We start from the raw sequence: 15,727 nt of genomic DNA, 5'->3' as shown, positions 1-15,727 counted from the left end.
GCACTTCTTTATACTATGCAGTTTATGGAAGAATGGTTCGAAAAATGCTTATCTTTTTTCTGGCATCGTTTACAAGTGAGATTCTTTTTTGTGTCTTTACGTGATATGAAAAAAACCTCGAAGCATATTCGAGGTTTTTAAGTTAGGCTTTTTGTTGTTGCTCACGTTCTTTGACTAAAAGTTGAATTTCTTCGACTAATGTATCAAACATTTGATCTTCTGGGACTTTTCGAATAATTTCTCCGTGTTTGATGAGGATTCCTTCTCCGCGACCACCGGCAATCCCAATATCGGCATTTTTAGCTTCACCTGGGCCGTTAACCGCACACCCCATTACAGCAACATGAATATCGTGAGGAATTGTGGTTAAGTAGTCTTCAACGCGTTGAGCGAGTGGAATTAAATTATATTGAATACGTCCGCACGTTGGACAAGAAATAAGGGTTGGAGCATTTTTGATTAATCCAAAATTTTTGAGAATTTCACGTGCGACTTTAATTTCCTCAACCGGATCGGCACTTAATGAAACGCGCATGGTATTTCCAATTCCTTGGTGAAGTAAAATCCCGAGTCCGATTGAACTTTTAATTGTTCCAGAAAATGCCGTTCCTGCCTCTGTAATTCCTAAATGTAAAGGATAGTCAAACGTTTGGGCTGCAAGTTCATAGGCTTTAATCGCTAAATCTGTATCCGACGCTTTTAGCGAGATAATGATATCTTCAAACCCTAAATCTTCTAAAATTTTAACATGCAATTGGGCGCTTTCGACCATTCCTTCTGGCGTTGCTTGCCCATATTTTTTTAAAATTTCACGTTCGAGTGAACCGGCATTGACTCCAATACGAATGGCCACCTGTTTTTTCTTAGCCGCTTCAACGACTTGGCGAACCTTTTCTTCGTTTCCGATATTTCCAGGATTAATTCGGATTTTATCGACACCTGCTTCAATCGCAAGTAAGGCTAAACGATAGTCGAAGTGAATATCAACGACTAACGGAATAGAAATTTGTGCTTTAATCTCTTTTAAAGCGTGTGCATCTGCCTCATCTAAGCATGCGACGCGGACGAGTTGACATCCCGCCGATGCTAAACGATTAATTTGTTCGACTGTGGCTAAGACGTCGTGCGTTTTCGTTGTGGTCATACTTTGAATAATGACCTCATCTTTACCACCAATAAATAAGTTTCCGACTTTTACACGTTTTGTATGTTGACGATGTGTGAACTGAGACACCGTAAATCACCCCACAATTTAGCTTCTTTTGATATAAAATGCGAAAATGACATTTCCTATCTGTCTTTAATTATATAATAATTCCAGAGTGTTTCAACTGTTATACAAAAAAATCAGGAGGCGAAGAGATGACGGAATATCCTTTTTTACCATTACCTTATACTTATAATGCGTTAGAACCTATTTTGGATGCAAAAACAGTAGAGATTCATTACACTAAGCATCATAAAGCTTACTTAGACAAATTAAATGCACTCGTCAAACGATATCCTTCTTTTTTTGAGGGGAAAACGATAGAAGATGTACTGAGTCATCCCGATGAAATTCCAGCTGATATTCGTCAAGAGGTGATTAATCAAGGGGGCGGGTATGCCAATCACAACCTGTATTTTTATTGTTTATCACCGAATGGCGGAGGGGAGCCGTTTGGAAAATTAGCGAAAGAAATTAAACTCGCGTTTGGAAGTTTTGATCAATTAAAACGATTACTCGCACAGGCAGCAACGTCTCAATTCGGATCGGGTTATGGATGGCTAGTTCTTGATCAGAATAAAAAGTTACGGGTGGTGAAGACACTTAATCAAAATTCTCCATTAAGTGCAGGCTTTACACCATTATTAAATCTTGATGTTTGGGAGCACGCGTATTATTTGAAATATCAAAATCGTCGGGCGGATTATACAGAGGCTATTTTTGAAATTATTAACTGGGATGAAGTAGAGCGCCGTTTTGAGGAAGGGCTTCGTAAATAGTAAAAAAACTGGTTCGAGTAATAATCTGTACCCTTTGTCAAGGACAAAGAAAAAAACCTAAGCAACTTGAAGCTGATTTCTGTATCCTACAGGAGTCAGCTTTTTTAAATTCCATTGATATCTAAAGTTGTTATGATAATCTATATATTCTTCAATTTCAATGAGTAAATCATCAAATGTCAGTTGATTGGTTATATCTGCTTCATCTTTTAGATGCCCAAAAAATGATTCTTGTGGAGCGTTATCCCAACAATTCCCCTTCCTAGACATTGATTGTTGAATTCCTAATTCCTTTAATTGATTCGAAAATTGCGGACTCGTATAATGCACGCCCTGATCGGAGTGAATAATCGTTTCCTTCGTTAATTGGACAGTCGGATTTTCTTGAAGTTGGTTCAGTGTTTGGAGAACAAAATCTATCTTTAAATGCTCACTTAATTGAAAAGCTAAAACTTCATTTGTTGCACTATCTAAGATGGTCGAGAGATAGGCAGTCTGACCCTTTCCATATTTTAAATAAGTGATATCGGTTAATAGAACTTTATAAGGTTCTAATGGCCTAAATTGACGATTAACAAGATTTGGACAGACACGATGTGCTTGTGTCGCTTTAGCGAGTTTACGATAGGGATTGCTTCGACGAACTTGACTCAATAGTCCATACTTTTTCATGATTCGATGAATAGATTTTAGGTTAAAGATAATGTTGAATTCCCCTTTAAGAACCATCGCTACTTGGCGAATTCCCTTGTTTTTTCGTCCCTTAAAACAAATGGCCTTTTGAATAACTTCTAAACGATGTTGTTCCTCCTTTAATCGCTTTAAACGAGCTTCTTCAGCACATAACGAAAAATAACGATAATAACCTGATCTTGAAACACCAAGACTATCGCATAAATGAGAAATTAAAGATTTAAATTTAGTTGATGTCTGATTCACTACTTGATGAATCATTTGAAACTTTACTTCTTTAGAGACTATTCGAGCATTTTTCTCATGAGTCTCAACTTTTTTAATAATTCGTTCTCAATCTTTAAAACTTCTAATTCAGCCTGCGTGCGTAATAATTGTTCTTCTAGCGTTAACTCTCGTTTTAGGGACCTTCCAGAATTCTTAGTACGACTATCATCCAATCCTAATGGGCCCTGGGTTTTAAAGGCTTGTTTCCAACGTTTAGCTGCAGAATTCACACGCTGCATGCCAAGCACCGTAACATTAAATCCATAGTATTCGAATATCTCTCGCGGAAACTTTCCTTTCTCGCTCATCATAATAAAGTTCTCCTTAAATTCTTTCGTATAAGTAATCCCTTTTTCAGATACTGACTTAACATATTCGTTTTGTTTGAGTTGTTCAATCTCTTGTGGTGTAAATAACTTCTTGCTCATTTAAAATCCTCCTAAAATCTAATAGTTAATATTATAACAAAAAGGCCCTAGAAGGTAGACTTTTTTTATTTGTCTACTCTCTAGGGTACATTTTATAATGAACCAGTTTTTTTAATTTTAACAAAAGTGGACAGACTAAAGGTATGTATCCATAGGTGAGGAGGGAGATTTATTTGATTGGAGAATGGATCTCATGAACAAGGATAACAGGGTTAAGATGATGAATGAAATCTTCCCACCTATCGCGCCCCTGTTGGATGGAAGAAGAGGTGTGGGGGTCGTGGGAACCCATACGACAAGATGACCTATTTTTTTACACAAAAAATTCAAAAGACCCGTTTTTAAGTGTGATATAATAGGTGAGAAGTTAGAGTGAAAGGTGCGGGATGGACGTGGATAAGTTATTTAAACTAATCAAATCATTAGTTTTTAGAATACAAGTATTAAAAGTAGTTTGTTTGTTAATGTTTATTGTGATTGCGTTCCGTTTATATGCTATTCAGGTGAAGTATTCGGACGATTATCAGGCTTATGTGAATAAGACATCGACTGTTGCCTTGCAACGGAATGTTCCGCGTGGGGTCATCTACGATCGAAATATGTCTGTGTTAGTTGATAACGAGGCGGTGAGTACGATTACGTATCAACGGTATGCGGATGTCAGTGAAAAAGAGATGCATCAAATTGCTGATAAATTGGCGGATTTAATTGAAGTGGATTTTAGCAAGTTGACGTCACGTGATTTAAAAGACTTATACTTAGAGAAATTTGAGGATGAGGCGAAGGAGTTATATACGAAAGAAGAGTTGAAAAAGTATGGGGATAAAAAGCTCTATCAATTACAACTCAGTCGTATAACGGATGACATGTTATCAAAACTTACCGATCAGGATAAAGAGGCCCATGCGATTTATATTAATATGAAAAAGGGGACAAATCAGACATCTAATATTATTAAAAAAGGTGCAACTGAAGAAGAAGTAGCGATCGTTAGCGAACATTTGGAGTCGATGCCAGGGGTGAATACAGAGGTCGACTGGGATCGAACGTATCCAAGTGTTGCGCAGTGGCACCCGATTTATGGACGTGTTTCAAGTTATGAGCAAGGATTGCCAGCGGTGTTAGTAGATTATTATAAGGCGCATGACTATCAATCAAACGATCGGGTAGGATTATCCCAGTTAGAACTTTATTATGAGGCGTTACTTGGTGGGCATAAGTCGCAATATTTATTAACGAATGATGACGATACGTCAACGTATGATGAAATCTATGAGGGGCAACGAGGGTATGAATTAGTGTTAACCATCGATGCCGAGTTGCAGGCAGCCGTTAATGATATTGTCCGTGATGAGTTGTTAAATGCGAAGAAAAATTCATCGACGACGAAGTATTTACGTGAGGCGTACATCGTGATGACAAACCCTAATACGGGGGAAGTGTTAGCGATGACAGGAAATATTATTGATTGGGACGACGAAGCAAAAGATTATGTGATTTATGATAACTCGCTTGGAACTTTTCAAAGTTCGTTTACGGTCGGATCGGTTGTTAAAGGTGCGACCTTGCTTAGTGGATTTAAGTATGGAGTGACGACGCCAGGACAAGTGGTTAATGATACAAAGATGTACTTTAAAGGTGGTCTTGTCAAAGGATCGTGGCAAACATTAGGGGCGGTTAATGACTTAACAGCGTTACAAAAGTCGAGTAACGTGTACTTCTTTGACCAAACGATTCGTTTCGGTGGCTCATATTATTCACCGTACATGGCGCTAAATCTGAATTTAGATGTTTTTGATAAATATCGTTCAACCTTTAATGAGTTTGGACTCGGTGTAAGTACTGGAATTGATTTACCGAATGAGTCGACGGGATTAGTTGAAGCGCAGCGAACGTCAGGGAAACTTTTAGACTTCGCGATTGGACAGGCGGATTTATACACGCCGATGCAACTTGTTCAGTACGTTTCAACGGTTGCGACGAGTGGGAAACGTTTTGCTCCGACACTCGTGAAAGAAGTCTATTTGCCATCGAATGACGATATAAGTGGAAAACAATTAGTTAAAGGGTTTGCTCCTAATTTATTAAATGTGGTTGAATTAGATCAACAATATTTTGATCGTGTTCATCAAGGGTTTGTAATGGCCTTACAACAAAGTGGAGGAACGGGATATTCAACGTTCTATAAGGCAAACTATAATCCTGCAGGTAAAACAGGGACGGCACAGGAATATGCGCGTGATGCGGATGGACGATACATCAAGGATGCCAACGGCGAATTTATTGACGTGCATAGTCGAACATTAATTGCCTACGCCCCTGCGGATAAACCAGAGGTGGCTCTTTCTGTTATTGTTCCGCAATGTGAGTTACCGAGTCAATCCCACCCGATTTCGCTTCAAATTGGTGAACGAGCGATGCAAGCCTATTTTGATTTAAAGAAAGAACGAATGGCGGCTCAAAATGAAGTGGATAATGGAGAGACTATAGGACAAGCACCGGAGAATGTAGCACAAGGTGAATAAAGAAAAACAGAAATGGCTGAATAAAAGGGGAGAAAGGCCCCATAATAAATTGATTTAACGTGTAAAAAATATAGGCGAAAACGAATGACTTGGAAACTATTTTTAAATAAGGGATAAATTACTTATAAATAGGTCTTGAGGTACGATTAAGCTTTTGTTATAATTTTTACACAGGAGATTAAACAACAAAGAAACACTTTATAGTACAAATTGATAAAAAAAACTTTGTTTTTTGATGTCGTGCGTGCTATAATGTAGAAGTTGTTATTAGATTGGAGGGATTTTAGTGCGAGTAAATCTTACATTAAAATGTACAGTTTGCGGTGAAGAAAATTACATTTCTAAAAAAAATAAACGTAATAACCCAGAACGTCTTGAGATGAATAAATACTGCCCACGTTGCCGTAAATCAACTGCTCATCGCGAGAAAAAATAAGGAGTCATCCTTTTTACAAGCCCTGCCTTCGGTAGGGTTTTTTTTATGTTCAAACAAAATGTATGGATGAGAACTTTAAGAGTTGAAGGTTTTAGCTTTTTTAGACAGTGAGGAGACTAATCTAGTAGAACGAATGGGTTATTTTATCTATTGACTAAAGAAAAATAAAGAAAGAAAGCGATTTTTTACACTTTTTAGTGAATAATGTTTGTGAAAAAATAAATCATGGTATATAATTAAAAATGAATTTAAGACACATTTGCATTTCATAAAAATAGTGAAGCTGTCGGAGTTCGCGAAAATATGGCATACGAAAGTGTATGTCATAAAAACATGTTGTAGAGGTGAAAGATATGAAAACAGGTGTAAGACGCGTTGCTTTAGTCGGAACAGGATTCGTAGGAATGAGTTTCGCATACTCAATGTTAAACCAAGGCGGATTAGAAGAATTCGTTTTAATCGATGTAAACAAAGATAAAGCTGAAGGGGAAGCAATGGATTTAAGCCATGGTTTACCATTTGGACCACAAAAAATGGATATCTGGGCGGGGACATATGAAGATTGCCGTACAGCAGATATCGTTGTTATTACAGCAGGAGCTAACCAACAACCAGGGGAAACTCGTTTAGCTTTAGTTGAAAAAAATGCAAAAATCATGCGCGGAATCGTTCGTGAAATCATGAAATCAGGATTCAATGGAATTTTATTAGTAGCAAGTAATCCAGTTGACGTATTAACTTACGTTGCATGGCAAGAATCTGGATTACCACGTCACCGTGTAATCGGATCAGGAACAACTTTAGATACAGCTCGTTTACGTTTCGAAATCGGTAAATATTTAAATGTTGACCCACGTAACGTACACGGATACATTATCGGTGAACACGGAGATACTGAGTTCCCATTATGGTCTCATACAACTGTAGGTGTTCAACCAATTATGGATGTTGTGGCTAACAACCCTAAATTCAACCAAGAAGATTTAGAGCAAATTTACGTAAATGTACGTGACGCTGCTTACCACATCATTGAACGTAAACGTGCAACTTACTACGGAATCGGTATGGCATTAGCTCGTATCGTACGTGCTATCTTAGGTGATGAAAACAGCTGTTTATCAGTTTCAGCTTACTTAAATGGACAATACGGACAAAATGACGTATTCGTAGGGGTACCTGCAATCGTTAACCGTAACGGAATCCGTGAAGTATTCGAATTAAACATTACTGAAGAAGAAACAGAAAAATTAACAAAATCAGTTAACGTATTAAAAGAAACTTTAAATACAGTTAAATAATTTTAAAAAAAAGCACCGGACTCTGACACGGTGCTTTTTTTATGAATTTTGAATATGTAACGGGTTTGGTTATTTTTAAAGGGGTTACATCTTTTTATTAAGAAGACTTTATGATAAAATGAATACGAAGAAATTATTAAAGGATCAAGTACATGATATAGGAAGATATCTGACTTTATGTGGCATGATAAGGAGGAGTTTGAAAATGAATAAATATGTATTCGGAATTGACGTTGGTGGGACAACAATTAAATGCGGATTATTTTCATCAAAAGGTGAAATTTTAGATTCTTGGGAAATCGTTACGAATAAAGAAGATAACGGGGACCATATCGTTTCTGATATTGCACGTACGATTGAAGCAAAATGCGAAGAAAAAGGAATTCAATTAAGCGAGGTTGAAGGTGTTGGAATTGGGGTTCCAGGACCTGTTGATAATAATGGTGTTGTCAAAGTTGCCGTGAACTTAGGATGGACAGAACGCCATGTGAAAACGGAATTAGAAGAAATGATTAAAGTTCCAGTGGCAGTTGGAAATGATGCAAACGTCGCTGCATTAGGTGAATTATGGTTAGGGGCTGCTGCAGGGGCACAAGATGCGATCATGTTTACGTTAGGAACAGGTGTTGGTGGTGGAGTCATCGTTGATGGTAAAGTTGTTGCAGGTGTTCATGGTGCCGGGGGAGAAATCGGTCACTTAGCGGTTGTTCTTGAAGATGGGAATCAATGTAACTGTGGGAAAAAAGGATGTTTAGAAACGGTTGCTTCTGCAACAGGAATCGTTCGCGAAACAGAAAAATTCTTACTTCATACAGCAGAAGAATCAACGTTACGTCAATTAGATAAAATCGAAGCTAAAGATGTCTTTGATGCAGCGAAAGCTGGAGATGCTGTTGGATTAAAAATGGTTGATCAATTAGGTCGATATATTGGTTTAGCGGCAGCTAACTTAGCAGCAACAACTGATCCACAAAAGATTATTATCGGTGGAGGGGTTTCAAAAGCCGGAGACATTTTAATCGATACCATCGTTAAACATTACCAAAATTATGCTTTCAGTGCGGTTCGTCAAACACAATTTGTTTTGGCTGAATTAGGAAATGAAGCGGGAATTGTTGGTTCAGCTTATTTAGCTAAAACGTTATAATAATAATTAGAAAAGCACCCTTTGTGGGTGCTTTAATCGATTGATGAGGTGATTTTGTTGAACGTTTATCCATTAGTATTAGGACCTGTTCAAACGACGTGCTACGTTGTTTCAAGTCAAGGAAGGGCAGTTATTGTAGATCCCGCTGCCAATGCCACTAAAATTATTCAATATTTAGGGACGAAGAAACTCATCCCTGAGGCAATTTTGTTAACTCACGGTCATTTTGATCATATTGGTGCTGTCAACGAGTTAGCAGCGAAGTACAGTCTTCCAATTTATGCGCATAAATCGGAAAAAGAGTATTTTGATCAACCAGAGGTTAATCTTTCAACGATGACGTATCAACCGTTTGTGTTAAGCGAAGACCTGGATTATCATTGGTTAGCGGATGGGGCAACACTTACTTGTTTGGATACTCAAGTAAAAATCTTTCATGTACCTGGTCACACGTCGGGAAGCCTATGTTACTATTTTGTGAAAGATCGCATGGTATTCACAGGAGATACACTATTTAAACAATCGATTGGACGAACAGATTTTATTTATGGAAACCATCAACAGTTAGTGACTGGAATCAGACAGAAATTATTAACCTTGCCAGATGATACACTTGTTTATCCTGGCCATGGTGACTGTACAACGGTTGCAGACGAAAAAAGAAACAATCCATTTTTAAACAACTAGGAGGAGGCGAATTTGCCTCCTTTTTTTATAGGTTCATTGGTGATGAACAATGTTTAAACATATTTATTGTTTTTTAGACATAGGGTATACAAGTGGCGCCATGTTTTATCCTAAACTTACGGTCATTATCATTGATCCGATGTGTTTGATGATTAAATCGTGAGAGAGGTAACATGAGAGGTGAAAGCTTTTTCGCCCCATAAGAGATAGATTTTTTATAAAGGGAGGAGAGAAGAAATGGATCAAACGGGACAATCAAATCCATTAGGGGAGGCCCCTCTTTTTAAATTGATTTGTAAATTTGCCATTCCCTCAATGATTAGCCTTTTGGCGAGTGCGATTTATAATATTACAGATCAGATGTTTATTGGTCATCAGGTGGGTGTTCTTGGAAATGCGGCAACGAATGTTGCGTTTCCTGTCGTCACTTTGGCAACTGCTATTTCTCAGTTGGTTGGTGTTGGGACAGCGGCTCATTTTAATATTTGTCAAGGAGCCGGACAGGAGTCGGATGCTAAACGATTTATTGGAAATGGACTTGGGTTCATGTGTTGCGCGGGAGTCGTTATGATGGGGGCTTTATTTTTGTTTAAGTTAACCATTTTAAATTTATGCGGAGTAACGGATGAAGTGTTTAACTATGCTAATCTTTATTTAAGTGTCACGCTATTTGGTATCCCGTTCTTTATCTTTTTTACCGCGGGTAGTTTTCTGATTCGGGCGGATGGGAGTCCACGCTATGCGATGGGATGTTCGATGACGGGGGCGCTATTAAATGTCGTTCTTGATGCTCTTTTTATGCTCGTTTTTAAATGGGGAATCTTTGGTGCTGCACTCGCCACCGTTTTAAGTCAAGGGGTTTCAGGAACGCTTTGTTTATGGTATTTTAATCGCTTCCGGGCGTTTAAGATTAAGTGGCAAGATCTTCGGCTTCAACCGACGTATGTGTGGGAGATTGCCAAATTAGGATTTCCTAATTGTTTAACGCATTTTTTAATGATGGTGGTCAACGTGTTGATGAATCATACGCTCGTTTTTTATGGTGCCCAAAGTCTATATGGAAGTGCTATTCCGTTGGCAGTTTCCGGAGTGGTCGCCAAACTCTATACAATTTTATCGGCGTGTTCAATTGGACTAGCCCAAGGATGTCAGCCAATTTGGGGATTTAATAAGGGGGCTAAAAACTACCGTCGGGTGAAAGAAACGTTTAAAAAAGCGATGATGATGGGATTAATGTTTAGTTTTACAGCATTTTTACTGTTTCAACTCTTTCCACGCCAAATTGTTGGGATTTTTGGTGGAGGAGGGGAGCTTTATTTTCAGTTTGCGACTAAATACATGCGCATTTATTTGATGCTCATTTGTGTCGTTGGGGTTCAACCGCTTATTGTCAACTTCTTTACCAGTACGAAAAAAATGAAACAGAGTATGATTCTTTCACTGGCCCGTCAAGGACTCTTTCATATCCCTTTAATTTTGTTGTTCCCGATGTGGTTAGGGATAGATGGAGTGCTATACGTCGGACCCATTGCGGATTTTTTAACCTTTATGTTATCTATTATTTTGATCATGCGCTATTTTAAAGAACTAAATGAATCTGAGTTTTAAGTGTATTTTTACAATAGACGAATTAAAGCCCTTAACTGTGAATTGAAAACAGGTAAGGGCTTTTGTTTATTGAGGAAGTTTTTGTTTAATGAGGGTGATGATTTCTTCTACGGTTTTATGATCGGTCTTAATGGTATCATGGGCGCATTCTCTGTAGAGGGATTCCCTTTTGTCGTACAAGGTACGAAGTTTTTGTTCCATTGGTTCATTTTGGAGGAGGGGACGATTTTGGTCATCGATCCGAGTGACTAATGTTTGGATGCTTGCCTCTAAGAAAATAACGTAGGCGTTATTTTTGAGGTGTTCTCGATTTTCTTTTTGGATGATGATTCCGCCTCCGGTTGAGAGAATGCCTGGAAAGGTTAAAAGGGTTTGGAGCGCTCTCGTTTCTAGTGTGCGAAAGTAGGCTTCCCCTTTGGTAGCAAAGATGTCTTTGATTTGTTCATGGGTTGTTTGTTCGATAAAAAGGTCGCTATCGTGCCACGGGAGGTGGAGTTCCTTTGCGAGTTGTTTTCCAATGGTGGTTTTCCCACTTCCCATCATGCCAATGAGGGCAATTGGTTTCATATGAAATCCCTCCTAGTTCATAGTGTAATCATGGGTCTTTTTGTCATAGGTAATGCTCCCTGATTCTAAGTATTCATTATAGTGAAATTGATAGGTGACTGCAAGTGTCTCATACCCATTTTTATAGCTTATGGTAACCGGGGTCCCATTATGTAAGGAAATGACCTGAGGTGGTATTTTTTCATGTCCTTCAACGATTTTTGTTCCTAGTTGGTCTGTTATTTGTTTGACGCATTCTTTTTTGAGTAGGGAGAGTGTTAAATGATCGCGTTCGAGGTGATAAAGACGCGCCTGATCTTCAATTCGATAGGAGAGGTGAAGCAGGAGAAGGGCGATCATTAAGCTCATCGCGAGTGTTAAGGGAAGAATCATCCCCTTTTGGTTCATCAAACTGGCACCTCCGTTTCGTCAACCTTATCCTCGTTAAGTGGTTGAAGTGGGAACCGATGAGAGGTTAGGTAAATGGAATAGCTATTATTTTTAGTGCGAAGGGTGAGGGTGACGGACTGATCATGATGTTGGGTGATGTCTAATTGGTCACAATGATAGAGGGCGACTTCGCCGCCCTTTCCATCGACTTGGCGCATGAGGCGATGATTAGAAATAAAGTAGGTAGATTGTTTACCCGATTCAAGATAGAGGGTAAGCTTTTCTCCTGAGATATCGAACCGAAGCGCGTGTTGAGCTTCTTTTTGCAATCGTGCGCGCAAGGTTGTTATTTCCTCATGACTCACCCGGTCTAAATCGGTTTGGTACGTTTTAATGAGGGGGAAGAGTCGAAGGATGAGAAGTGTCAGAAGGGCTGTAATGACGAGACCGATGAGATGTTCAACGAGTAAAAATCCATGATTAGATAAGCTATAGACAAATTTTTTGTTCACACGGATTCCCTCCAGTCATAAGTAGCACAAAGTTGAGCGTCTTTTTGGGTGACGGTATAAGGGATGGGGGAGGTAAGATGAAGGGGGAATGAGAGGGTGTTGGGTTCAAAGAGCCAGCGATCTTTTAATACATAGAGGTGATAATAGAGCGTTTGTTGGACGTCAAGGTGCTGTTGCTTTTTGAGAAGTTTAGGTAAGACGTGGGAAAGACTCATGGCAACGGTACATAGGATCATCAGCCCGATGAGGCATTCAGTCAGAATATATCCCTTTTGGTTCGTTCGAATCACGGATATCAATTCCTCCTGTTCCGATTGAAAAGACAATCTTTTTTTCTTGATACTTACTTTTAATAAGAAGTGTTTGACCACCTCCAATGTGGCCGAGGTTATTAAATGATAAATCGGTTAGTGTTGTACTAACGGATGGAAAAGAAATTCCTTGAGGGAGTGTCCGGAGTTGCTGGTTGGTTCCGTTTTGTCGAAGCGCATACTTGTTTTCTTTATGATAGATGCGTAACGTGTACGTCCCTCCTTGAAAGGGCATCATATTCGCTTGGCGAATGTAGTTTAAATCTGATTGGAGTAACGCAATGGCCTGATTAAGTTTGATGCCGTCATAAAGTTTTACAAGGGGTGGGAAGGAAATCAGAGATAATGTTCCGGTAATTAAGAGGGCTAGGAGCGCCTCGATGAGTGTAAATCCTTTTTGATTAAGAATCATTCGCCCTCCTTACACACTTTTTCGCGGTCTTTGGCGATTTGATTGAGTTCAGATTCGGATAAGGGCTCGCCTAGGAGATCGGCTGACGTTTTTTGTGCCTCAACGGATTGGTCAAAAGCCTCACATCCGGTCTGATTGGTTTTCTCTAACACGGCACTTGCTTTTGGAAAGACGAGGAGGACGAGTACCCCGACGATGACCATGACAATTAACATTTCAATAAGTGTAAATCCTTTTTGATTCATTTGAATTCTTTTTTTCATAAGATAATCCTCCGATTGTTTAGATAAGTTCCGCCATTTGAAAGACGGGTTGTAATAGACTTAAGTAAATGAGTACAATAATGAGCCCGATGAGGGCTAAAAAAATAAATTGAATCGTTTTAAATAAGGTGTTCATGTGTTGGGTGAGTCGTTTGAATTCTTCGGTGCTATAGGTCTTTAATTCTTGGTGCACCTTTGCAAGCTGCAAGGCGTGTTTCATTATAAGTTTGAAGTACGCGGTAAAGTACGGGCTCTTTTCGAACAAATCGCCAAGGGAAATACCGTTTTCTAGCCGTTGTTGAAGTTCGTCAATGATGTGGCGGACGAAGGGGATGTTTTCAAAGGATCGCATCATGAAAAGACTTTCTTTTAGCGGGAGTCCGCAGTTTAGGAAGATGAGCCATTGGCTGCTAAAGTAGTAGGAAAAAACGTGCTGAGAAAGCGATTTGAGCAGCGGAAAATGAAATAGGAGGTGCGGAATACATCGGTGGGGACTTGTTAAAATGAGAAAGAAGCTACCGATGAGGAGAAAGATAAGGAGAAGGAGCCCGCCAAGAAGAAGGAGGACGCCATTTAGTAAGGTAGGATCGCCTTCAATATGGAAGCTTTGGTAAAAATCTTCAAGTTGTGGGAAGAAAAAAAGATAGACGATGCCAAGTATTCCGATCATTAAGGTAAATAGGAAGAGAGGGTAACGTAATTTTTTAGAAAGCTCCGCCTTGTTTTGAATTAAATGCTCGCTATATTCCGCCGCCTTTTGTAATCCTTGCAAGAGGGACCCCGCCTCTTCGCCACATCGGACAATATAGACAATTCGTTTTTCAAAGTGGCAAGTTTCTAAGGTGGAGGCAAAGGGTTGTCCATTGGCACAATGCGCTGCGAAGGGAGCGATGGCCTCTTGTTTAAAGAGTGTTCCCATAATCTCTAGTGCTTGTGCTAACGAAAATCCTTGCTCAATCAGTTGGCTAAAGCGAGTTAAAAATTTTTGTTGTTCGCAAAGGGGCCAACGGGGGGATAAGTGATGGATTGTGGGCATTATACTAACTCCTCGTCTAATGTGTGATAGGGAAGCGAAGCGGGCGAAAGTTGGGAAAATAGGTGATCGAGTTGTTCACCAAAACAAAGTTCAAACATGGCCTTTCGTTCGGTCTTATTTTCAATTAATTGTTGATTCGCGATGCCAACGAGTGCTTGTTCAAGGTCTTGGGTGGATATTCCGAGGTCGATGAGTCGATTTAAGGTTCCCCGTACATTTTTAGCATGGACGGTTGAGATGACTAAGTGGCCGGTAAAGGCTGCACGCAGCGCCTGCCGAGCAGTCTTGACGTCACGAATTTCACCGATGACGATGACATCAGGATCGTGGCGCAAAATTTCTTTGATTCCAACATCGTAGGTCATCCCAAGACTTTCGTTGACTTGCATTTGAACGATATCGGGTTGTTGGTACTCAACGGGATCCTCAATGGTCACAATGCTTTTTCCAAGCTCGTCTTTTAAGTAATCGATCAAGGCGTAAGTCGTTGTTGTTTTTCCACTTCCCGTCGGACCGCTGATGAGAATTAAACCGGCCGGCATTCTTGCCATATCTTTTAAAATATCAGTCGTTTGAGGAAAGTGCGAAATTTCATCTAATTTTTTTTTATGGTGATGATTGATGAGTCGCAGCACAAGACTTTGATAATGAGGCGTCGGTAAAATGGAGACGCGCGTATAGTAAAGCGCTGTTGCATCTTTTAGCTTGAGTAATCCTGACTGAGGTTGTTTAGGATGGGTAAGGGTTAATGAAGCATGAAATTTGATATAAGCGAGGAGTTGTTCGTAGGTGGATGGGCTCATACGATCGCTTGAAATCATTAATGAACCGACCCGAAATTGAACGAGGATATCGTTGTCTTTTAAGGTAAAATGAATATCGCTCGCTTTAAGGGTGATTGCTTCTTTTATGAGACGTTTAAGTCGTGTATGAATCGAGGGGCCCGACTCCTGCTGAGTGGGCGTGAGTGGGGGATAGATTGGTTTTCTTTTTGTGAATAATGAGCTAACCCGCTGAAGGGGCATTAAAATCACCTCCTGCCTTACTATACGAAAAAAGGGGGCGATTTCCTTTTTTAAATGAACGAATTAAAATAAAAAATGAAGAGTAGGTTCGGTTAAACAGGATGGAGTGGGCGAAAGCGCCCCTTTGTTAAAGGTCGAATAACCAATCAGGCATCCG

General features: G+C 39.5%; 16 protein-coding genes. 7 read left to right on the top strand and 9 right to left on the bottom strand.

Annotation, left to right across the window (positions count from 1 at the left end):
- Positions 1-142: 142 nt before the first annotated feature.
- On the bottom strand, positions 143-1,234 hold the full coding sequence (gene ispG, locus AC6I0I_RS07290) for a flavodoxin-dependent (E)-4-hydroxy-3-methylbut-2-enyl-diphosphate synthase (protein ID WP_161831977.1): 1,092 nt from the start codon (positions 1,232-1,234) through the stop codon (positions 143-145).
- Between the two features lie 128 nt (positions 1,235-1,362).
- Between ispG and AC6I0I_RS07285 the strand changes: the two genes are divergently transcribed.
- Positions 1,363-1,986, top strand: a complete 624-nt coding sequence (locus AC6I0I_RS07285; protein ID WP_262953889.1) for a superoxide dismutase — start codon at positions 1,363-1,365, stop codon at positions 1,984-1,986.
- Between the two features lie 57 nt (positions 1,987-2,043).
- Here the strand turns inward: AC6I0I_RS07285 and AC6I0I_RS07280 are convergent.
- Positions 2,044-3,374, bottom strand: a protein-coding gene (locus tag AC6I0I_RS07280) for an IS3 family transposase (RefSeq protein WP_411040339.1) whose coding sequence is annotated in 2 segments (ribosomal slippage) — positions 2,044-2,970 and positions 2,973-3,374 — 1,329 coding nt in all. Because the reading frame shifts where the segments join, the coding sequence is not laid out codon by codon here.
- 386 nt (positions 3,375-3,760) lie between these two features.
- Here AC6I0I_RS07280 and AC6I0I_RS07275 point away from each other — a divergent pair.
- From AC6I0I_RS07275 to AC6I0I_RS07250, 6 genes are all read left to right on the top strand, one after another.
- On the top strand, positions 3,761-5,899 hold the full coding sequence (locus tag AC6I0I_RS07275) for a peptidoglycan D,D-transpeptidase FtsI family protein (protein ID WP_338505888.1): 2,139 nt from the start codon (positions 3,761-3,763) through the stop codon (positions 5,897-5,899).
- A gap of 286 nt (positions 5,900-6,185) precedes the next feature.
- Complete coding sequence (gene rpmG, locus AC6I0I_RS07270; RefSeq protein WP_055242559.1) at positions 6,186-6,335, top strand: 50S ribosomal protein L33; 150 nt, start codon at positions 6,186-6,188, stop codon at positions 6,333-6,335.
- A gap of 353 nt (positions 6,336-6,688) precedes the next feature.
- Complete coding sequence (locus AC6I0I_RS07265; RefSeq protein ID WP_161831980.1) at positions 6,689-7,633, top strand: L-lactate dehydrogenase; 945 nt, start codon at positions 6,689-6,691, stop codon at positions 7,631-7,633.
- A gap of 205 nt (positions 7,634-7,838) precedes the next feature.
- Positions 7,839-8,780 carry an ROK family glucokinase gene (locus AC6I0I_RS07260; protein WP_161831981.1) on the top strand — a complete coding sequence of 314 codons (942 nt, stop codon included), beginning with the start codon at positions 7,839-7,841 and terminating at the stop codon, positions 8,778-8,780.
- Between the two features lie 57 nt (positions 8,781-8,837).
- On the top strand, positions 8,838-9,467 hold the full coding sequence (locus AC6I0I_RS07255) for an MBL fold metallo-hydrolase (protein ID WP_161831982.1): 630 nt from the start codon (positions 8,838-8,840) through the stop codon (positions 9,465-9,467).
- Between the two features lie 237 nt (positions 9,468-9,704).
- Positions 9,705-11,075 carry an MATE family efflux transporter gene (locus tag AC6I0I_RS07250; RefSeq protein WP_161831983.1) on the top strand — a complete coding sequence of 457 codons (1,371 nt, stop codon included), beginning with the start codon at positions 9,705-9,707 and terminating at the stop codon, positions 11,073-11,075.
- 66 nt (positions 11,076-11,141) lie between these two features.
- On the opposite strand, the gene AC6I0I_RS07245 is transcribed toward AC6I0I_RS07250, so the two are convergent.
- The 7 genes from AC6I0I_RS07245 to comGA form a co-directional block, all read right to left on the bottom strand.
- Complete coding sequence (locus AC6I0I_RS07245) at positions 11,142-11,642, bottom strand: shikimate kinase (protein ID WP_262953915.1); 501 nt, start codon at positions 11,640-11,642, stop codon at positions 11,142-11,144.
- Between the two features lie 12 nt (positions 11,643-11,654).
- The gene (locus AC6I0I_RS07240) at positions 11,655-12,032 is read right to left on the bottom strand and encodes a hypothetical protein (protein ID WP_161831985.1); all 378 of its coding nucleotides are present in this window, start codon (positions 12,030-12,032) and stop codon (positions 11,655-11,657) included.
- On the bottom strand, positions 12,029-12,523 hold the full coding sequence (locus AC6I0I_RS07235) for a competence type IV pilus minor pilin ComGF (RefSeq protein ID WP_161831986.1): 495 nt from the start codon (positions 12,521-12,523) through the stop codon (positions 12,029-12,031). Before AC6I0I_RS07235 ends, AC6I0I_RS07240 begins: the two co-directional genes overlap by 4 nt.
- A 252-nt stretch (positions 12,524-12,775) precedes the next feature.
- Complete coding sequence (locus tag AC6I0I_RS07230; protein WP_262953914.1) at positions 12,776-13,246, bottom strand: prepilin-type N-terminal cleavage/methylation domain-containing protein; 471 nt, start codon at positions 13,244-13,246, stop codon at positions 12,776-12,778.
- The gene (locus tag AC6I0I_RS07225; protein ID WP_161831988.1) at positions 13,243-13,509 is read right to left on the bottom strand and encodes a prepilin-type N-terminal cleavage/methylation domain-containing protein; all 267 of its coding nucleotides are present in this window, start codon (positions 13,507-13,509) and stop codon (positions 13,243-13,245) included. The genes AC6I0I_RS07230 and AC6I0I_RS07225 overlap by 4 nt, the downstream gene beginning before the upstream one ends.
- A gap of 19 nt (positions 13,510-13,528) precedes the next feature.
- Positions 13,529-14,545: a type II secretion system F family protein gene (locus AC6I0I_RS07220; protein WP_262950911.1), complete on the bottom strand. Its 1,017-nt coding sequence runs from the start codon at positions 14,543-14,545 to the stop codon at positions 13,529-13,531.
- The gene (gene comGA, locus AC6I0I_RS07215) at positions 14,545-15,570 is read right to left on the bottom strand and encodes a competence type IV pilus ATPase ComGA (RefSeq protein ID WP_262953913.1); all 1,026 of its coding nucleotides are present in this window, start codon (positions 15,568-15,570) and stop codon (positions 14,545-14,547) included. Before comGA ends, AC6I0I_RS07220 begins: the two co-directional genes overlap by 1 nt.
- Between the last annotated feature and the right edge of the window lie 157 nt (positions 15,571-15,727).

Source organism: Turicibacter sp. St.80E1 (genome assembly GCF_059728495.1).
Note: the sequence above shows the minus strand (reverse complement) of the source record. Positions and strands in the feature narration are given on the sequence as shown.